Raw genomic sequence first — 19,232 nt, forward strand, 5'->3', positions numbered from 1 at the left:
CGGGAATCGGGTCTACTTGATGGCGCCGAACGACAATCCGCGCACGAGCTTGTTCTGGGCGAGCCAGCCCGCGAGCACGACGGGCAGGGCCGCCATCGTCGCGGCCGCGGACAGCCGTGCCCAGTACAGCCCCTCACCGGTGATGAAGCCGACGAGGAAGACCGGGATCGTCTGTGCCTGAACGGCGGTGAGGTTGACGGCGAAGAAGAACTCGTTCCACGAGAAGATCACGCAGATCAGGGCGGTGGCGGCGATGCCGGGGGAGACCAGGGGCAGGATCAGCTCCCGCACCGATGTCCACAGGCTCGCTCCGTCCATGCTCGCCGCCTCGAGCAGCTCACCCGGGACCTCGAGGAAGAACGATCGCATCATCCACACCGCGATCGGCAGGTTCATCGCGGTGTAGAGGATGATCAGCGCCCAGATATTGTCGAGAAGGCCGATATTCGCGACGATCACGTACAGCGGGATGATCGCGGCGACGATGGGCAGCATCTTCGTGCTGATGAAGAAGAACAGCACGTCCTGGGTCTTCTTCACCGGTCGCAGCGACAGCGCGAAGGCCGCCGGCACACCGAGCAGGAGGACCAGGGCCGTCGAGACGACGGTGGCGAACGCCGAGTTGAGCAGGGCCGTGCCGACTCCCGTCTCGAACACCGCCCGGAACTGGTCGAGAGTGGGGGTGAAGAAGAGTTTCGGTGGGTCGGAGTAGGCGTCGGCCTCCTGCTTGAAGGCGGTGAGCACCATCCAGAAGACCGGGAAGAAGAATCCGATGGCGGCGATCCACGCGACCACACCCCACGGATTCATCTTGCGGTTCTTGCGTTTCCGGGCCGTGCGCATGGCACGGCCGGTAGGCGCCGTGGTGTCCGAAGCCTGTGGCTCCGTGGCCGTGGTGCTCATGCCGCTTCCTCCTTGCCGGTGAACGATGTGAAGATCAGGCGCAGTGCGAAGGTGGCGATGACGATCGTGCCGACGACGACCACGACACCCATCGCCGCGGCCTGGCCGATGTCGAAGCCGAGGAACGCGCGCTGGTAGATGTAGAACGGGAGGTTGGCGCTGGCCGTGCCGGGGCCGCCCTGCGTCATCATGTAGATGGCGTCGAACGTGTTGACCAGGTAGATCGCGCCGAGAACGGTGCCGAGTTCGATGAACCGGCGCAGGTGCGGCAGCGTCAGTTCGCGGAACAGGGAGAACGCCCCGGCGCCGTCCACCCGCCCGGCCTCGAGGATGTCGCGGGGCATGGACTGCAGGCCGGCGAGGATGAGCAGCATCATGAACGGCGTCCACTGCCACACGAGTGCGACCATCACCGCCGGCAGCGGGAACCGGCTGATCCAGTCCACCTCGCCCACCCCGAAGGGTGAGAGCACGAAGTCGACGATGCCGAAGACGGGATCGAACATCGACGTCTTCCAGATCAGCGCGCTCGCCACCGGCGTGACGAGGAACGGGGTGATCAACAACGTCCGCGCGATACCGCGCCCGAGGAACGCCCGGTCGAGCAGCAACGCGAGCAGCAGACCGAGGATCACCGAGATGAGGACGGTGCCGACGATGAGGATGACGGTGTTGAGGGTGACCTGCCAGAACTGGCTGTCCTGGAAGACATCGACGTAGTTCTGGAGTCCGACGAACCGGCGAGAGCCGGGACTGACGAGGTTCCACGACTGGGTCGAGTAGTACAACGTGAACAGGAACGGGATCTGCGTGACCACGATCGTGAAGATCAGGGCCGGGAGCAGGGGTCCGCGTCGGCGCCATCCCTCGGCTCGGGAGACGCCCTCTTCCTTCGCCTCCCGTACGGCGCGGATTCGGTCGTCGGCGTCCGGTGCGGGACGCTGCGCTGCAGGTGCGGTCATTGCTTCTCCCGGTAGGTTGCGCCGACGGCCTCGGCGTACTTCTGTGCCTGGTCGAGAGCTTCCTCGACGGTCTGCCGTCCGGCGATGGCGGCGCTGATCTGCTGGCTGACCCGGGTACCGAGGTCCTGGAACTCGGGGATGGCCACGAATTGGATGCCCGTGTACGGGACGGGGTCGACCGTGGGGTTCTGCTGGTCGGCCCCCTCGATGGATTCGAGGGTGATCGGACCGTAGGCCGCGGCGGCCTCGGCGTATTCGGGGATCTCGTAGGTCGAGAGCCTGCTGCCCGGAGGTACGCGCTCCCAGCCGAGTTGCTCACCGACGGTGCGCAGGTACTGCTGGTCGGTCATCCACGAGATGAACTTCCAGGCATCCTCGGTGTGCTCGCTGCCGGCGGGGATACCGAGCGACCACGTGTACAGCCAGCCGGAGGGGTCCTTCTCCCGGACCGGTGCGGCCGCGTACCCGATCTTCCCGACGACATTGCTCGACGCGGGATCCTCGAGGGTCGAGACGGCCGAGGTGGAGTCGTACCACATGGCGACCCGTCCCTGCGCGAGTTGTGTTGCGCACTCGCTGAACCCGCTCGTCGCAGCACCGGGCTGACCGTGCTCGCGGACGAGATCGACGTAGAACTGCACCGCTTCACGTACCTCGGGGCTGTTCAGCTGTGCATTCCAGTCCTCGTCGAACCATCGTCCGCCGAAGGTGTTGATGACGGTGTCGAGCGGAGCGAGCAGCTCGCCCCAACCCGGCTTGCCGCGCAGGCAGATCCCGTTGATGTCGGGGCTGTCGAGTCGTGCTGCGGCGTCGGCGACCTCGTTCCAGGTCGGCGGATCGGACAGCGTGATACCGGCCTGCTCGAACAGATCCTTGCGGTACATCAGGAACGACGATTCGCCGTAGAAGGGGACCGAGTACAGGTCGCCTACGTACGAGAGTGCTTCACGCAGCGACGGGATGATGTCGTCGGCGTCGTAGCCGTCGGTCCGCTCGATGTACGGCGACAGGTTCGTGAGCCAGCCGTACTCCGCCCACTGGGGCGTCTCGTAGTTGCTGATCATCACGACGTCGAACTCGCCGCCGCCCATCGCCGTGGATGCGGTGATCTTGGCACGGGCCTGGTTCTCGGAGAGGGTGACGAACTTCAGGTCGATATCGGGATTCTCGGCCTCGAACTGCGACGCGAGTTGCTGTGCGTCCTGCATCTGGGAGTTCGACACCATCGCGATGGTGACGGTGCGGCCGGACGTACCGATCGATCCTGCACCGGCACAACCGGTCAGTGCAACGCTCAGGGCCACGGCCCCTGCCGAGGCCGCGCGGATGGCTCTTCTTGCTGTAGGCACGATGGTCTACCTCATTTCGGTGGTGCCTCGCCCTTCGTGGTGCCGTTCTCGAGGGTGTGGTCGGGATGGTCGAGCAGGTACTGGGCGCAGGCGATGTCGCAGACGAGCATGGTGGCGAGACCGCCGCGGAGAGCACCGAGCACCGCACGGTGCTTGGACTGCCCGCCGGTGACGAGAATTGTTGCGGGGCAGTCGCGGACGTCGTCGAGGGGCACCGACATCGTGCGGGTCTCCAGTTCGCCGTGCACGGGGGTGCCGTCGGCACGGAAGAACCGGCCGCCGATCTCCCCGACCGCGCCGAGACCGTCGAGCTCGTGGAGCATCGTGGTGTCGAGGAAGCTGCCCTCGAACAGGGTGGTCGAGGTCGACACCGCGCCCACACCGAAGATCATCACCTCGGCGCGGCGGCCGACCTCGAGGGTGCGGGAGATCAGCGAGTCGGCGCGCATCGAGGAGACCGTGGACGGATCGGCGTACAACGGGGTGGGAAGCCGGAGGGGTTGCGCCCGAAGCTGTTCGGCGCAGCGGCCGAGGACGAACTCGGTGCCGGTCTGGTAGGCGCTCGTGGAGATGGAGCCGTCGAGCTGCACGATCGTCGCGCAGGTGGCGACGCCCGCCGGGAGAGCCTGTGCCACGGCGACGGTCTCCGGCCCCCAGGTGAATCCGAGGGTGTCGGAGGGGCGGAGGCGCCGGGTGAGCAGGCCGGCGGCGGCGCGCCCCAGGCCGGCGAAACTCGCGGAATCCTCGATGGGGCCGGCGTCGTCGACGCGGCGCCCCACGACGACGGCCTCGACGAGTCCGTAGCGCTCCTCGAGTGCCTGTTCGGTCTCGGCGTGCAGATCGTCGCGCCAGGTGGGTGGCACGGTGACCTCGATGCGCACGAGGCCCTGGGCGCGGGCGCGCGCCACGAGGCGGCCGGCGGTGGGGCGGGAGACGCCGAGACGCTGGGCCACTTCCGCCTGGGTGAGGCCGTCGAGGTAGTAGAGCGTCGCGGCCCGCACGGCGAGACGGAGATCCTCGGTGGATACCGGGATCTCCGCGTCCGGGTTGTGGGTGGGGCCGGGGGCGGTCACGAGCTCTCCTCGGTGCGAGCGGATCTCTGCTGCGGACGGGCTTCGGGTCTCGATCTGTGAGCATCTGCTCAGGGATGCGTGCATCTGCTCAGTACGTTAGCATCGCAGTGTGACCCACACAACAGTTCGTCCGGCGCTCCCGGACACGATGCGTGCCGCGGTCCTTCTCGAACCGGGCCGCATCGAGATGCAGGAACGGCCTCTACCTGCACCGGAGCCCGGCGACGTCCTCGTCCGGGTGACCACCGTGGGGGTGTGCGGATCGGACGCGCACTACTACCGCGAAGGGCGGATCGGGGAGTTCGTCGTGACCGCCCCGATCGTGCTCGGTCACGAGGCGTCCGGAGTCGTGGTCGCGGTGGGGGACGGTGTTCCGGTGGGCCGGATCGGCGAGCGGGTCTCGATCGAGCCGCAGCGTCCCGACCCGCTCACCGAGGAGACGCGCCGCGGCGACTACAACCTGTGCCCGTACATGCGCTTCTACGCCACGCCGCCCGTGGACGGCGCGCTGTGCGAGTACGTCACCATCGGGGCCGCCTTCGCGCATCCGGTTCCCGAGACCGTGTCGGACGACGCAGCGGCCCTGTGCGAACCGCTGTCGGTCGGCATCGCCGCGGTCCGCAAGGCCCGCGTCACCGCCGGCTCCCGCGTCCTCGTCACCGGCGCCGGACCCGTCGGCATCGTCGTCGCCCAGGTCGCCCGCGCCTTCGGTGCGGTCGAGGTCGTCGTCACCGACCTCGACGAACGACGACGCGAGACCGCACTGTCGTTCGGGGCGAGCGCTGCGCTCGACCCCCGCGTCGACGACCCGTCGGCCCTGCGGGTGGACGCCTACATCGACGCGTCCGGCGCCCCCGCCGCCGTCGATTCGGGTATCCGCGCGGTCCGTCCCGGCGGCACCGTCGTCCTCGTCGGATCCGGCGCCGAGACGATGACCCTGCCGGTGCAGCTCGTCCAGAACCGCGAACTGATCCTGACCGGCGTGTTCCGCTACGCGAACACGTGGCCGACCGCGCTCGCACTCGTCGGGTCGGGCCGGGTCGATCTCGACTCGATGGTCACCGCCCGGTTTCCCCTCGACAAGACCGCCGACGCGCTCGAATCCGATCGGACACCCGGAAACATCAAGGCCGTCGTGGACGTGACCGATCCGGCAGGAAAGGACCGAAGACCATGCGTGTGAGTGAGCAGACGCTCCCCGAGCTGGCCGTGCCCGTCCCGAGCTACCGGCGCGATGACGTCTCCGTCGGCATCGTGCACTTCGGTGTGGGCGGATTCCACCGCGCGCACCAGGCGATGTACGTCGACCGGCTCCTCGAACAGGGGAAGGCGAAGGAATGGGGTATCTGCGGCGTCGGGGTGCTCCCCGGTGATCGCCGCATGCAGGAGGCGCTCGCCGCCCAGGACCACCTGTACACGCTGGTGCTCACCCATCCCGACGGCACGTGGGAGCCGCGGGTGATCGGCTCGATCGTCGACTATCGCTACGCCCCCGACGATCCCGAAGCCGTCGTCGAGCTCCTCGCGGCCCCGAGCACCCGGATCATCTCGCTGACCGTCACCGAGGGCGGTTACAACATCCGTCACGACACCGGCGAGTTCGACGTCGACGATCCGGCCGTGCAACACGATCTGCGGTCCGGTGAACCCCCGACCACCGTCTTCGGTCTCGTCACCGAAGCTCTCGCCCGGCGCCGGGAGCGGGGGCTGCGCGCCCCGACGGTGATGTCGTGCGACAACATCGAGGGCAACGGAGCCGTCGCGCGCCGCGTCTTCACCGAATACGCGCGCCTTCTCGATCCGGACCTCGCGGAGTGGATCTCCGAGCACGTCCGCTTCCCCAACTCCATGGTCGACCGGATCACCCCGGTGACCACCGACGAGGTGGTCTCGGCGCTGTCCGAACGCTTCGACGTGCAGGACCGCTGGCCGGTCGCCGCCGAATCCTTCACCTCGTGGGTCCTCGAGGAGGCCTTCGCCGACGGGCGACCGCCTCTCGAGGATGTGGGGGTGCAGATCGTCGACGACGTCGCTCCCTACGAGCTGATGAAGTTGCGTCTGCTCAACGCGGGTCACCAGGGACTCTGCTATTTCGCGTATCTCATGGGATACCGGCTCGTCCACGAGGCCGCGCAGGATCCGCTCCTCGCCGGGTTCGTCCGTGCCTACATGGACACCGAAGCGACACCGACCCTGAAACCGGTGCCGGGCATCGATCTCGACGAGTACAAGACCACCCTCATCGAGAGGTTCGCGAACCCCGAGATCCGGGACACGATCGCCCGCTTGTGCGCCGAATCGTCCGACCGCATCCCGAAGTGGCTGGTGCCGGTGATCCGGGAGAATCTCGCCACCGGTGGTCACGTGCAGTTGTCCGCGGCGATCGTCGCCTCGTGGGCGCGCTACGCCGAAGGTGTCGACGAGCAGGGACAACCGATCGAGGTGGTCGACCAGCTCGCCGACACGCTCGTCCCGATCGCGCGACGACAACTCACGCATCCCACTGCCTTCATCGAGAACACCGAGGTCTTCGGCGATCTCGCGCAGAACCATCGCTTCGTCGACGCCTACACCTGGGCGCTCGACGCCCTGCACGGCGACGGCGCCCGCGCCACCCTGAAGGAACTTCCGGGAGAGCCGGAATGAACGGCCACGCCCTCGTCGTCGGAGAAGCCCTCGTCGACATCGTCCACCGAGGCGGCGCCGAACCCGTCGAGCATGTAGGCGGGAGCCCGCTCAACGTCGCGCTCGGTCTGGGGCGGCTCGGCCGGCCCGTGCAGTTCACGACACGCGTCGGCACCGACGCCCGCGGACGGCGGATCGTCGACCATCTCGCAGCCTCCGGTGTGTCGCTGACACCGGGCAGTGCGGCAGCCGAGCGCACGGCGACGGCGCAGGCCGAGATCGACGAGAAGGGCTCCGCGAACTACGAATTCGACATCGTCTGGGATCCGGTCGAGCCACCGCCCTCGACGGACGCCGTGCTCGTGCACACCGGATCCATCGCCGCGGTGCTCGAACCCGGATGCGACCTCGTCGCCGAACTCGTTGCACAGCAGTCGACGGCGTCCACGGTGAGCTTCGATCCGAACGTCCGGCCCGCCCTGATCGACGACCCGGCGCGCGGACGGGCACGTATCGAACACCTCGTCTCGCTCGCCGATGTCGTCAAGGCCAGCGACGAGGATCTGCGGTGGTTCGCGCCCGATCGTGACCCTGTCGACACCGCACGGGAGTGGCTCTCGCGAGGACCGGCGATCGTCGCGGTGACCCGCGGCGAGCACGGTGCGGTGGCGCTGTGCGCGGCCGGAACCGTCGAGGTACCCGCCGTGCGGGTCGAGGTGGTCGACACGGTCGGGGCCGGTGACGCCTTCACCACCGGTCTGCTCGACGGATTGTGGACCTGCGGCCTCCTCGGCGCCGACCGGCGCGAACGCTTGCGCGGCATCGGCACCGGTGAACTGCGCGACGTGCTCGACACCGCGGCGTGGACGTCCGGCCTGACCGTTGCGCGCGCCGGCGCCGATCTGCCCACCCTGGCCGATCGCACCGCAGCCCGGGAGGCAGCGCGATGACGCTCGTCGCCGGGATCGACTCGTCCACCCAATCCTGCAAGGTCGTCGTGTGCGAGGCCGACACCGGAGCCGTCGTGCGCGAGGGCCGCGCTCCCCATCCACCCGGTACCGCGGTGGACCCGCTGGAATGGCGCGCCGCCTACGAGCGGGCGTGTTCCGAAGCGGGAGGACTCGACGACGTCGCGGCGATCTCGGTGGGAGCGCAGCAGCACGGCATGGTGTGCCTCGACGCCGGCGGCGACGTCGTCCGCGACGCGCTGCTGTGGAACGACACGCGATCCGCCACGGCAGCAGCCGATCTCGTCGTCGAAGCCGGTGGCGCGGCCGTGTGGGCCGACGCCGTCGGCGTGGTCCCGCTCGCAGCCGTCACCGTGGCGAAGGCCCGCTGGCTCGCCGACCACGAACCCGGCAACGCCGATCGCACTGCGGCACTGTGCCTGCCGCACGACTGGCTGACGTGGACGATGCGCACCGACCGCGATCTCGACCGGCTGATCACCGACCGCAGCGACGCGAGCGGCACCGGTTATTTCGACGCCTCCACGAACACCTACCGCCACGAGCTGCTCGAACTGGCCCTGCGTCGACCGAGCCCCCTCCTTCCGCGGGTCGCCGGGCCGGCCGAGCGCGTCGGTGAGACGAGTTCCGGCGCCCTCCTCGGGCCGGGTGCCGGCGACAATGCCGCGGGCGCGCTCGCCCTCGGCGTCCGTGAGGGCGACGTGGTCGTCTCGATCGGCACGTCGGGAGTGGTGTGCGCAGTGTCCTCCACTCCGGCCCGCGACGCGGACGGGTACGTCGCCGGTTTCGCCGACGCGACCGGCAGGCACCTGCCGCTGGTGTGCACGCTCAACGGTGCTCGCGTGCTGGACGCCACGGCGACGATGCTCGGCGTCGACCATGCCGAACTCACCCGCCTCGCGCTCTCGGCACCGCCCGGGAGTGAGGGGCTGGTGCTGATCCCGTATCTCGAAGGGGAGCGCACCCCGAACCGTCCCGGAGCGACGGGTGCCCTGCACGGACTCCGGCTCGGCACGGCGACCCCGGCGCATCTCGCCCGGGCGGCCTTCGAAGGTCTGTTGTGTTCGCTCGCCGACGGCATCGACCACATCCGGGTGCAGGGCACCGAGGTCCGCCGGGTGCTGCTCGTCGGGGGAGGCGCGCGCTCGCGGGCGGTGTGCGAGCTGGCGCCGGCCGTGCTCGGCGTGCCCGTCGAGGTGCCCGAACCGGGGGAGTACGTGGCGCGGGGCGCCGCCAGGCAGGCAGCGTGGGTGCTGCGCGGAGGCGACGAGCCCCCGGCGTGGGAATCCGGCGCGACACGCCGCTACGAGGCCGACCCGGCCCCGCACGTGCGGGAGCGCTACGCGGAGGTGCGGGACCTGACGGACGGTTCGGACATCGCCCTGGAATCACGCTCGGTGGGATGAGAACACTCGCTCGGCACCGGGGTCATGCGATCGGATCGGTGAGCAGGTCGAGGAAGAGTCTCGCGGCCCTACTGGGGGACGCGTTGGTGCGTCCGACGAGTGCGAGAGTGCGGCACCGGTTTCCGGTGTTCATGCGAATCCGCCGAAGCCCGCTGCGCTGCGCGATCGGTTCGGGCACGACCGCCACTCCGAGGCCGTAGCGGACCAGTTCGAGGAGCCGGTCCATGTCGCCGACCCGGAACGTGATGTGCCGGTGCACTCCCGCAGCCGCGAACAACGACTCGATCGTGGTCTGCAGACCGGTGCCCGCCTGGAAATCGACGAACGAACAGGACTGCAGGTCGTGCATCTCGATGTCCGTCACCGCAGCGAGCGGATGATCCGGGGCCGCGACGACGGTCAGTTCCTCACGGTAGGTCCGGAGGGCGGTCAGCCCCGACCGGAGCGGGCGTGCATCGAGTGCGACGAATGCCAGGTCCAGCTCCGCTGTGGTCACGGCATCGAAGAGTTCGTCCGTGGTCGCTTCTCTCAGCGTCACTCCGATTCCCGGAAACCTGCCGTGCAGGCGCGCCAGCAGTGCGGGGAGGTCCACTGCGGTGAACGTCTGCACCGTCCCCAGCGTCAGTGTGCCCAGTTCTCCGGTCCGCAACCGGCCGACGGCGGCCACCGCGTCCTGTGCTTCCCCGAGCATTCTCTGCGCATAGGGATAGAGCACCTTGCCGGCATCGGTCGGGACCACCGAGCGGGTGGTGCGTTCGAACAACGGTGTTCCCAGCTCGTTCTCCAGCGCGCGGACGGAGGCGCTGAGGGCCGACTGGGACAGGTGCACGGATTCGGCGGCGCGGGTGAAGTGACCGTGCTCGACGACCGCCAGGAAATGGCGGAGCTGACGAAACTCCATTGATCGATTCTACTTCTGCGGTCGATCGATTCATCCCGTTGGACAGATCGATGGACGGCGTTCGACGATCGGATCCATGTCACGCACCGATATCTCGACGCCTCGTATGGATCGCCGACTCGTCGCGGTGATGGCCCTTGCCTCGGGGTTGGTGGTGGCCAACAGCTATTACGCGCAACCGCTGGTCGGCGCCATCGCCGAGACCTTCGACGCCTCCACTGCCGAGGTCGGGCTCGTGGTCACGGCCGGACAGATCGGGTACGCGCTCGGCCTGGCGTTCCTCGTTCCCGTCGGGGACATGGTCGAACGACGGACACTCCTGCGCTGGATGCTCCTCGTCACCGCTGCCGGTTTGCTGGTCATGGCGTGGTCGCCGGACTGGCGGATCCTGGCGGCGTGCGCCGTCCTGGTCGGTACGGGATCGGTCGTGGGCCAGGTGCTGGTGCCTTTCGCGGCGAGTCTCGCCCGCGACGACGAGCGTGGACGTGTCATCGGCAACGTCATGACCGGTCTGTTGCTGGGCATCCTGCTGTCCCGCGTGGTGGCAGGACTGATCGCCGAGGTGGCAGGCTGGCGGGCGGTGTTCGTATGCGCAGCGGTGCTGATGCTGCTCACCGTGCTGTTGATCCGCACCCTGCCGGAGTCGGCCCCCACCACCGATGCCGGGTACCGTGCGGTGCTGGCCTCGGTACTCCGACTGATGTCCGCCGAAGCCGTTCTGCGGCAACGGATCGCGTACGGCGCACTGACGTACGCGTCGTTCGGGGTGTTCTGGACGAGCGTGGGATTCCTCCTCGCCGGACCGGGATACGGGTGGTCCGATGCGCGCATCGGGATGTTCACCCTCTTCGGGGTCGCGGGTGCGTTGGCCGCGCGTGTGGCGGGTGCTCTCGCCGACCGGGGATATGCGCGTCGCCAGACCGGATTCTTCGTCGCCGTCACCGCGGCGAGTTTCGTGCTGCTCGCCGTCGGGGAGCGTCACGTCGTCGCGCTGGCGATCGGGGTCGCACTGCTCGATCTGGGGATCCAGGGAACACACATCAGCAACCAGAGTCTGATCTACCCGCTTCGGTCCGACGCTCGAAGCCGCCTCAACACCGCCTACATGACCTGCTACTTCCTCGCAGGATCGCTCGGGAGTGTGCTGTCCACCCTCGCGTACTTCGGTGGAGGCTGGAAAGCGGTGTGCGTGCTGGGGGCGGTCTTCCCCACCTGTGGTCTCGGGCTCTGGATTCGCGAGATGCAGGGCGTGAGGCGTGCGCGGACGTGCGTTCCCGTCGAGCAGGCCGGGAACGCCTGACACCGTAGTGATCCCCCCGAGATTCCGGGCGTGCGGCCGGCGGGTCTAGTGTTCGGCGATGTGAGTAGACGCACCGAAGTGGTGTCCGCGCCGATCCGGCGCCTCGCGAACCGGTTGACGCGCAGCCCGGCCAGGGTGGTGGCGCTGGGCTTCGCCGCAGCGATCGCGGTGGGCACGGTGCTGCTGCTGACCCCGGCCGCGACGCAGTCGGGTACCGGAGCAGGCGTGATGGCGGCGCTGTTCACCGCGACCTCCGCGACGTGCCTGACCGGCCTGATCGTCGTGGACACGCCCACCTACTGGTCCGGATTCGGGCAGGGTGTGATCGTCGGGCTGATCCAGGTGGGTGGACTCGGCATCATGACGATGGCCTCGTTGATCGGTTTGGTGCTGGCCGACCGGATCGGCCTGAAGGCCCGGCTCAACGCTGCGGCGGAGGTTCGTACGTCCGGACTCGGCGACGTCCGCAGTGTCGTCGTCGGTGTGGTGCGTACCAGCGTGCTCATCGAAACCGTCGTGGCGTCGGCCCTGGCGCTCCGTTTCGCCGTGGGCTACGACGAAACCCCGGCCCGAGCGGTGTGGCTGGGGGTCTTCCACGCGATCTCGGCGTTCAACAACGCGGGGTTCGCTCTCTACAGCGACAACATCGTCGGGTTCGCCGCCGATCCGTGGATCTGTGTGCCGTTGATGATCGCGGTGATCCTCGGTGGCATCGGGTTTCCGGTGCTGTTCGAACTCGGCAGGCACCTGAGAGGACACCGGAAGCGCTGGTCGCTGCATACCCGGTTGACGGTGGTGGTGACCGCGGTGCTTCTGGTGGTGGGCCCGCTGCTGGTCCTGGTGCTCGAATGGAATCACACTCTGCAGGGACACGATTGGGGCGCGAAGCTGCTCACCGCCACCTTCCAGGGCGTCATGCCGCGCACCGCGGGGTTCAACAGCGTCGACTACGCCCAGGTGGACAACGCGACATTGCTGGTGACCGATGTACTGATGTTCATCGGAGGCGGGAGCGGCGGCACCGCCGGCGGTATCAAGGTCACGACGTTCGCCCTGCTGTTGTTCGTCATCGCCGCCGAGGTCCGGGGCGAGAAGTCCGTGACGGTGTTCGATCGGCGCATCGATCCGCGTCTCCAGCGCCAGGCCCTGGCGGTGGCGTTGATCGGTGTGGCGCTGGTGATGGTGCCGACACTCGTGCTTCTCGCCGGTACCGCATTCGACCTCGACGTACTGCTGTTCGAGGTCACCTCGGCGTTCGCGACCGTGGGGCTGTCCACCGGCATCACCGCTCAGTTGCCGTCCTGGGGACAACTGATCCTGGTGACGCTGATGTATCTGGGCCGGATCGGACCCATCACGCTCGTCAGTGCATTGGCGGCCCGAGACCGTGGTCGCCGCTACGAACTACCCACAGAAAGGCCCTTCATTGGCTAGGAAACCGGCCGCCGATGTCGTCGTCGTCCTGGGGCTCGGACGATTCGGAAAATCGCTTGCGCTCGAACTGATGGCTCAGGGCACCGAGGTGCTCGGTATCGATGCGAGCGAAGCGGTGATCGAGAAGGTGTCGGGCCGGCTCACGCACGCTGCCGTCGCCGACACCACCGACGAGGAATCACTTCGGCAGTTGTCGGTGCACGAATACGGCCGGGCGGTCGTGGGGATCGGGTCCGACCTCGAGGCGAGCCTCCTCACGGCCTCGGCGTTGATCAACATGGCGGTACCGAACGTGTGGGCCAAGGCGATCAGCAACGCGCACGCCCGGATCCTCACCCAGATCGGTGTGCATCACGTCGTGCGACCCGAGCACGACATGGGCAAACGCGTTGCGCACCTGGTGCGTGGGCGGATGATGGACTACATCGAGTTCGACGACGGCTTCGCCATGGTCAAGACGGTCGCACCGGCATTCGCCGTAGGAAAGCCTTTGTCGCAGACGACGATCCGAAGCCGCTACGGCGTGACGGTGGTGGCGATCAAGCGACCGGGGGAGGGATTCACCTACGCCACGGCCGACACCGTGATCTCTCCCGGCGACACGATCATCGTCTCCGGGCAGGCGCGCGAGACCGAACGGTTCGCCGAACTGGCGTGAGGCCGGATCGGGCGACGGGAGAGGGTGTCGGCCGTCACGCCCCCACGTGTCATACTTTTGGTATGACGCCGGGTAACGCCTACGTTCACCACGATGTGGTCGTCATCGGTGCCGGTATCTCCGGTCTCGGTGCCGCGGTCCACCTGCGCCGACACGGTATCGACTTCGTCGTCCTCGAGAAGGCCGACGCGATCGCCGGAACCTGGCGGGACAACACCTACCCCGGCTGTGCATGCGATGTGCCGTCGGCGCTCTATTCCTACTCCTTCGCGCCCAACCGCGAGTGGTCCCGCTTGTTCGCCGGACAGGCCGAGATCCGGCGGTACATCGAAGACGTGGCCGAGACGAACGGAGTGCTCCCGCACATCCGGTTCGGCACCGAGATGCAGCGCGCCCGGTGGGACGACCGCGCCCATCGGTGGACGGTGCACACGTCCGCCGGAGTGATCACGGCCGATGCGCTCGTCGCGGCCGCGGGCCCGTGGAACGAACCGCTCATCCCGCACATTCCCGGGCTCGACACCTTTCCCGGTGAGGTGTTCCACTCCTCCCGATGGAACCATCGGTACGACCTGAGCGGAAAACGCGTCGCGGTGGTCGGGACCGGCGCGTCGGCGGTGCAGTTCGTTCCCGAGATCCAGCCGGACGTTGCCGAACTGCACCTGTATCAGCGCACCGCCCAATGGGTGCTGCCGAAACCCGACTATCCCCTCCGGCGTCTCGAACGTGCCGTCCTGCGCCGAGTGCCGGGTGCCCACGAAGTGTTGCGACGATCCGAGTACGCGATCATGGAAATGCTGGGGCTCGGCTTCCGGAACCCGGCGTTCATGAAGGTGCTGCAGCAGGTCGGCCGGGCATGGTTGCGTCTGCAGGTGCACGACCGGCGACTACGCGACCTCCTCACACCGGAGTACACGCCGGGTTGCAAACGCATGCTGTTCTCCAACACCTACTACCGATCCCTGACCCGGTCGAACGTCGAAGTGCATCCCACCGCCGTGGCGTCGGTGCGGGGAAATGTGGTGATCGGCGGGGACGGTGTCGAACGCGAGGTGGACGCCGTCATCTTCGGTACGGGTTTCCGCATCCTGGACATGCCGATCGCCGGGCGGATCGTCGACGGGCAGGGTCGTAGCCTCGACGATCACTGGAGTGGCAGCCCCCAGGCGTATCTCGGAACGACGGTCGCCGGTTTCCCCAATGCCTTCGTTCTGCTCGGCCCCTCGTTGGGCACCGGACACACGTCCGCCTTCACGATCCTGGAAGCGCAACTGGGATACGTCATGCAGGCGCTGATCCGAGCGCGGCAGGAGGGATGGACCCGGATGGAGCCGCGACGGGCCGTGCAGGATGCCTTCAACCGGACGGTGCAGGACGCACTCGACGGGACCGTGTACAACGCCGGCGGTTGTCGTAGTTACTTCTTCGATGTCAACGGCCGCAACAGTTTCAACTGGCCGTGGTCCACGGACCGGATGCTGCGGGAGCTGTCGACGTTCGACGAGGCGGCGTTCGATGTCTCCTCGGTCCCACCCGCACGAATGTGATCGGTCGGGCGGGGAATCGTCCTCAGGAGGGGTCTTCGATGCGCAGACCGAGATGAGCGGCGAAGTGTCCTGCCAGTTCGACGGCCTGATGGGCGCTGATCGTCGCACCCTTCATACCGCCCGGGTTGCGGATCGTGTCGATCCGCAACCCGCGGAGATCGACCTGGTCGAGAGATGCGCGGTCGACGTCGAGGACACCGACGGAACAGTCCTCGAAGGCGACGCGGGTGAACGTGCCGCCTCCCAGATCCAGTTCGTCGAGGATGCAGCCGCGGAAGAGCACGTCGCGTCCCGTGGCGGCCCGCAGATTGACCAGGCCGAGTTTCGAATCCGCGATCGTGACGCTGCGCAGATCCGCGTCGAAGAGGTCCAGCGCACCGATCCGGCTGTCCCGGATGTGCACGCGGTGCAGGCCGCTGCGCGGCGCGAACAGATTCGGTGCCTGCATGCGCTCGACCAGAGTGTCGCGCAGGCGTGCGCTCGTGAGGTCGCTGTCGGCGACGATCGGTGTGACGAGCGAACATTCGGACATGACGATCCCCGTCAGATCACGGCCCGTGAGGTCCGTGTCGGTGTAGCGCACGCTCTCGAAGATCCCGTGCGCGAGCAGCTCGTCGCCGTCCGCGTCGGTGAGGACACCGAGGTCCGGAGCGTCGATCCTCGGCGGGTGGGTGGTGGAACGAGCAGCCATGGTTCTCGGGGCCTCCGGATCGGTCGGGTGTCTGCCGTTCAGCTTCCCAACCCGTCGGGTTCGGGGGAACGTGGGGGACAGTCCCGTCGCCGGTGGCGATGTGCTACTCGGGCTATGCGGGTCGACGCTGCTGGGCCGCCCGCGCTCGGTGCCTGCGCACAGCGGCGCGGTTCGCGCAGCGCACGGAGCAGTACCGCTGGCGACCGTTGCGGGTGATGTCGACGACCACGGCCGAGCACGGGTTGGTGGGAATGTCCGCTGCGGCGCACCGGTGGAGGCGGTGCATTCCGCGCGTGGTGAGGTGCAGTGCCGTGCCGACGCTGATCACCGCGCGCAGTACGTCGGGGAGCGGTTGCACCTCGTCGCGGTAGTGCAGGTGCCACCCCTCGCCGTCGTGATCGGTCAGCCGGGGATAGGCCGCTGCGGTGGCCATCTGCGCGTTGAGCAGGCGCGCACGTTCCCTGGGGTCGGACGCGTCGACGATGGCGAGCCAGTCGTCGATGACCTCGCGGGTGCGCTGATGGTCGTCGGGCGCGGTCGGGAAGTCCATGGTCATGTCCACCTCGCGGGTACGGGCCATGATGCCGGCCCGATCCTCGGGCCAGTCGTCGGCCAGTGACGCCGCGAGAAGAACCGCATACTCTCCGTAAGGGTTGAGATGCATAAGAGCATTACATCATGGTGGTGGACATGACCGCCATCGAAGCTCGGAACCCACAGGAATGTCCCATCCGGACCCCCGCTCACGAACACGCGTGGAGCGTGGAGTCGAGCCACGCCACGTCGATCGGACAGGTACTGTACGTGCGTTGCGTCGGATGCGGGGCCCGGCGCGTCGATCTCGGCGGGGGCCCGATCGTTCCGCCGACCGCGCTGAGTGCCGAAGTGTCCCCGAATGATCGACTCACCGGTCGAGAACCGGGCGTGTGCAGATGCCCGTCAGAAATCGCCCTCGGCGACCTGGAAACACACCAGTCCCATCCGCCGCCACATGTGCACCACCTGATCGCGATCGTCGAGCACCGCGATGATGCGGTAGCGGTGCCGAATGTGACGGTCGAACAGTTCGGCCTTGACGATCGAATCCTTCCGGTTGTCGCCGGCCGGACGCATGTACAGCTCGTCGTAGGGGATGTCGTGCCGGGCGAGCCACTCCTCGGTTTCCGGCCGGCACACGCCGTCGCGTCCCGAGAGCAACACGATCGCGGCCCGGTCGGGCGCGGCGGCGAACGCCCGCACCGCGGCCTCGACCGCCGGGGAGACGGTGTCCTCACCCACCCGGTGCCAGTGGAAGGGACTCCGGTCGCCCATGTGTGCGAGCGTTCCGTCGATGTCGACGAGCCAGGCCGCCGGCAGCGTCGGATCCTCGACGTACCGCCCCGGCGGTGCGGGTGCGGTGCCCGGCGGCCGGTGCCGCTGTCTCGGTCGTTCCTTGCGATCGCGCGTCTTCTTCGCCACGCACGTCGTATACCCACTCACGCTCCGCGATGAGAATCCGACCCGGACAGGGTCTGCCTTCGTGACCGTGGAACACATTCGACAGCACGAGGAGTCACGATGCCCAGGATCATTCCGTGGCTGTGGTTCGACATGAACGCCGAGGAAGCCGCGAACTTCTACGTCGGTATCTTCCCCCACTCCGAGATCGGGGAGATCACCCGGTACACCGAGGAGTCCACGGGAGGTGGCGTCCCGGTTCCGGCGGGGACTCCGATGACGGTCGAGTTCTTCCTCGACGGTCAGGTCTTCTACGGACTCAACGGAGGTCCGCAGTTCCGGTTCTCCGAGGCGGTGTCGTTCCAGATCGACTGCGCCGACCAGGAGGAGGCCGACCACTACTGGGACGCGCTGACCGCCGACGGCGGCGAGGAATCCGCGTGCGGATGGTTGAAGGACAAGTACGGCCTGTCGTGGCAGGTGGTACCGAAGCGGCTGAACGAACTGCTCGCCGACCCCGATCCGGCCGTCGTACAGCGGGTGACCACCGCGATGATGACGATGCGCCGGCTCGACGTCTCGGCTCTGGAGGCCGCCGCGCGCGGCTGATCGGGTCCGGAGGCTGCGGTACGTTTCGGTGCATGACCACTCGCACCCAGCGGCTCGACGACCTGCCGTTCACCGGCAGACACCGCCGCCTGCTGACCGGCTCCGGCGTGGGCTGGGCCCTCGACGCCATGGATGTCGGGTTGATCTCGTTCGTCATGGCGGCGCTGGCCGTGCAGTGGGATCTGTCGTCCACGCAGTTGTCGTGGATCGGATCGATCGGCTTCGTCGGTATGGCCATCGGTGCATCGCTCGGTGGTCTGCTCGCCGACCGTATCGGACGCCGGCAGGTGTTCGCCGCGACGTTGCTCGTCTACGGGTTGGCGACCGGCGCTGCGGCGCTGTCGACTTCGGTGGCGATGCTCATCGTTCTCCGGTTCGTCGTCGGTCTCGGTCTCGGTGCCGAACTGCCGGTCGCGTCGACGCTGGTCAGTGAGTTCGCGCCACGCAGGATACGGGGGCGTGTGGTCGTGGCCCTCGAGGCGTTCTGGGCGGTCGGCTGGCTCCTGGCCGCCCTGATCGGATACTTCGTCGTCCCCACGAGCGACAACGGCTGGCGGTGGGCACTCGCCGCCGGTCTCGTCCCCGCCGCCTACGCCCTCGTCGTGCGGTTCGGTCTACCCGAATCGGTGCGCTACCTCGAAAGTCGCGGACGGTACGCGGAAGCAGAGTCGATCGTGCGCGACTACGAGCGATCGGCCGGCGTCGCCTCTGTCCCCGACGAGGGCCGCGAACCCGTGGCCGTGGCAGAGCCGGTCGCCCGAGGGTCGGTGTGGGCGCCGAACCTGCGCCGCCGCACCGCCGCGCTGTGGATCGTGTGGTTCGGCATCAACTTCTCGTACTACGGCGTCTTCATCTGGCTGCCGAGCCTGCTCGTCGCGCAGGGCTTCGACCTGGTCACCTCGTTCGGATACACGCTGATCATCACCCTCGCCCAGCTGCCGGGCTACGGCGTCGCGGCGTGGCTGATCGAGGTGTGGGGACGACGCACGACGCTGGGTGTCTTCCTCGCCGGTTCGGCCGTCTCGGCAGGGCTGTTCGGCCTCGCCGAGACACCGGGAACGATCGTCGCGGCCGGTATGGCGCTGTCGTTCTTCAATCTCGGAGCATGGGGTGCGTTGTACGCGATCGGCCCCGAGCTGTATCCCACACCGGTCCGCGGCGCCGGTACCGGTTCGGCCGCGGCCTTCGGCCGGCTCGCGTCGATCATCGCGCCGCTGCTGGTGCCGGTGCTGCTGGACACCGGTGGCAACGGTCTCGTCTTCGGCGCGTTCGCGGCGTCGTTCGTCGTCGCCGCGGTCGCGGCGTTCACCCTGCCCGAGCGGGCCGGGACGGTCCTCGACGAGAAGTGACGTCGGGAACCGTCCCGGCC

At 68.0% G+C, this 19,232-nt stretch carries 18 protein-coding genes; 10 read left to right on the plus strand and 8 right to left on the minus strand.

Annotated elements, in window-relative coordinates; translation table 11 throughout:
* Nucleotides 1–12 precede the first annotated feature (12 nt).
* The 4 genes from PV766_RS09970 to PV766_RS09985 are packed head-to-tail and all read right to left on the minus strand — an operon-like array spanning nucleotide 13 to nucleotide 4,287.
* Nucleotides 13–903, minus strand: a complete 891-nt coding sequence (locus tag PV766_RS09970) for a carbohydrate ABC transporter permease (RefSeq protein WP_129977690.1) — start codon at nucleotides 901–903, stop codon at nucleotides 13–15.
* On the minus strand, nucleotides 900–1,865 hold the full coding sequence (locus tag PV766_RS09975; RefSeq protein ID WP_129977689.1) for a carbohydrate ABC transporter permease: 966 nt from the start codon (nucleotides 1,863–1,865) through the stop codon (nucleotides 900–902). The genes PV766_RS09970 and PV766_RS09975 overlap by 4 nt, the downstream gene beginning before the upstream one ends.
* Nucleotides 1,862–3,169, minus strand: a complete 1,308-nt coding sequence (locus PV766_RS09980; protein WP_421097026.1) for an ABC transporter substrate-binding protein — start codon at nucleotides 3,167–3,169, stop codon at nucleotides 1,862–1,864. Before PV766_RS09980 ends, PV766_RS09975 begins: the two co-directional genes overlap by 4 nt.
* A gap of 56 nt (nucleotides 3,170–3,225) precedes the next feature.
* The gene (locus PV766_RS09985) at nucleotides 3,226–4,287 is read right to left on the minus strand and encodes a sugar-binding transcriptional regulator (protein ID WP_064062246.1); all 1,062 of its coding nucleotides are present in this window, start codon (nucleotides 4,285–4,287) and stop codon (nucleotides 3,226–3,228) included.
* A 148-nt stretch (nucleotides 4,288–4,435) separates the two neighbouring features.
* On the opposite strand from PV766_RS09985, the gene PV766_RS09990 reads away from it, so the two are divergent.
* Genes PV766_RS09990 through PV766_RS10005 form a run of 4 tightly spaced genes read left to right on the plus strand, consistent with a single transcriptional unit; the run spans nucleotide 4,436 to nucleotide 9,286 of the window.
* Complete coding sequence (locus tag PV766_RS09990) at nucleotides 4,436–5,470, plus strand: NAD(P)-dependent alcohol dehydrogenase (RefSeq protein WP_421097027.1); 1,035 nt, start codon at nucleotides 4,436–4,438, stop codon at nucleotides 5,468–5,470.
* Complete coding sequence (locus tag PV766_RS09995; RefSeq protein ID WP_421096953.1) at nucleotides 5,461–6,933, plus strand: mannitol dehydrogenase family protein; 1,473 nt, start codon at nucleotides 5,461–5,463, stop codon at nucleotides 6,931–6,933. The genes PV766_RS09990 and PV766_RS09995 overlap by 10 nt, the downstream gene beginning before the upstream one ends.
* Nucleotides 6,930–7,862: a carbohydrate kinase family protein gene (locus PV766_RS10000; RefSeq protein ID WP_421096954.1), complete on the plus strand. Its 933-nt coding sequence runs from the start codon at nucleotides 6,930–6,932 to the stop codon at nucleotides 7,860–7,862. The genes PV766_RS09995 and PV766_RS10000 overlap by 4 nt, the downstream gene beginning before the upstream one ends.
* A complete protein-coding gene (locus PV766_RS10005; RefSeq protein ID WP_421096955.1) occupies nucleotides 7,859–9,286 on the plus strand; it encodes a xylulokinase in 1,428 nt (475 codons plus the stop codon). The genes PV766_RS10000 and PV766_RS10005 overlap by 4 nt, the downstream gene beginning before the upstream one ends.
* Before the next feature lie 22 nt (nucleotides 9,287–9,308).
* On the opposite strand, the gene PV766_RS10010 is transcribed toward PV766_RS10005, so the two are convergent.
* The gene (locus PV766_RS10010; protein ID WP_064062251.1) at nucleotides 9,309–10,187 is read right to left on the minus strand and encodes a LysR family transcriptional regulator; all 879 of its coding nucleotides are present in this window, start codon (nucleotides 10,185–10,187) and stop codon (nucleotides 9,309–9,311) included.
* 76 nt (nucleotides 10,188–10,263) lie between these two features.
* Here PV766_RS10010 and PV766_RS10015 point away from each other — a divergent pair, with 76 nt between their 5' ends.
* The 4 genes from PV766_RS10015 (at nucleotide 10,264) to PV766_RS10030 (ending at nucleotide 15,126) form a co-directional block, all read left to right on the plus strand.
* Nucleotides 10,264–11,487, plus strand: a complete 1,224-nt coding sequence (locus PV766_RS10015; protein WP_064062252.1) for an MFS transporter — start codon at nucleotides 10,264–10,266, stop codon at nucleotides 11,485–11,487.
* Nucleotides 11,488–11,565: 78 nt separating this feature from the next.
* A complete protein-coding gene (locus tag PV766_RS10020; protein ID WP_064062253.1) occupies nucleotides 11,566–12,921 on the plus strand; it encodes a TrkH family potassium uptake protein in 1,356 nt (451 codons plus the stop codon).
* Nucleotides 12,914–13,579: a potassium channel family protein gene (locus PV766_RS10025; RefSeq protein ID WP_072740535.1), complete on the plus strand. Its 666-nt coding sequence runs from the start codon at nucleotides 12,914–12,916 to the stop codon at nucleotides 13,577–13,579. Before PV766_RS10020 ends, PV766_RS10025 begins: the two co-directional genes overlap by 8 nt.
* A 62-nt stretch (nucleotides 13,580–13,641) precedes the next feature.
* Nucleotides 13,642–15,126 (plus strand): flavin-containing monooxygenase, encoded by a 1,485-nt coding sequence (locus tag PV766_RS10030; protein WP_064062254.1) that lies wholly within the window; start codon nucleotides 13,642–13,644, stop codon nucleotides 15,124–15,126.
* Between the two features lie 22 nt (nucleotides 15,127–15,148).
* On the opposite strand, the gene PV766_RS10035 is transcribed toward PV766_RS10030, so the two are convergent.
* The 3 genes from PV766_RS10035 to PV766_RS10045 all read right to left on the minus strand — a co-directional run bounded on the left by PV766_RS10035 (nucleotide 15,149) and on the right by PV766_RS10045 (nucleotide 17,275).
* Nucleotides 15,149–15,817, minus strand: a complete 669-nt coding sequence (locus tag PV766_RS10035; protein WP_064062255.1) for a pentapeptide repeat-containing protein — start codon at nucleotides 15,815–15,817, stop codon at nucleotides 15,149–15,151.
* A 112-nt stretch (nucleotides 15,818–15,929) separates the two neighbouring features.
* A complete protein-coding gene (locus PV766_RS10040) occupies nucleotides 15,930–16,481 on the minus strand; it encodes a CGNR zinc finger domain-containing protein (RefSeq protein ID WP_421096956.1) in 552 nt (183 codons plus the stop codon).
* A gap of 275 nt (nucleotides 16,482–16,756) precedes the next feature.
* Nucleotides 16,757–17,275, minus strand: coding sequence for a polynucleotide kinase (locus PV766_RS10045; protein WP_129977681.1), 519 nt, complete (start codon nucleotides 17,273–17,275; stop codon nucleotides 16,757–16,759).
* Nucleotides 17,276–17,374: 99 nt separating this feature from the next.
* On the opposite strand from PV766_RS10045, the gene PV766_RS10050 reads away from it, so the two are divergent.
* The gene (locus tag PV766_RS10050; RefSeq protein ID WP_129977680.1) at nucleotides 17,375–17,863 is read left to right on the plus strand and encodes a VOC family protein; all 489 of its coding nucleotides are present in this window, start codon (nucleotides 17,375–17,377) and stop codon (nucleotides 17,861–17,863) included.
* Between the two features lie 32 nt (nucleotides 17,864–17,895).
* Nucleotides 17,896–19,212: an MFS transporter gene (locus PV766_RS10055; RefSeq protein WP_421096957.1), complete on the plus strand. Its 1,317-nt coding sequence runs from the start codon at nucleotides 17,896–17,898 to the stop codon at nucleotides 19,210–19,212.
* Nucleotides 19,213–19,232: the final 20 nt, after the last annotated feature.

Origin of the sequence: Rhodococcus sp. As11, assembly GCF_048957735.1 — a bacterium.
In the GTDB taxonomy this organism is placed as follows: Bacteria; Actinomycetota; Actinomycetes; order Mycobacteriales; family Mycobacteriaceae; genus Rhodococcus; species Rhodococcus gordoniae.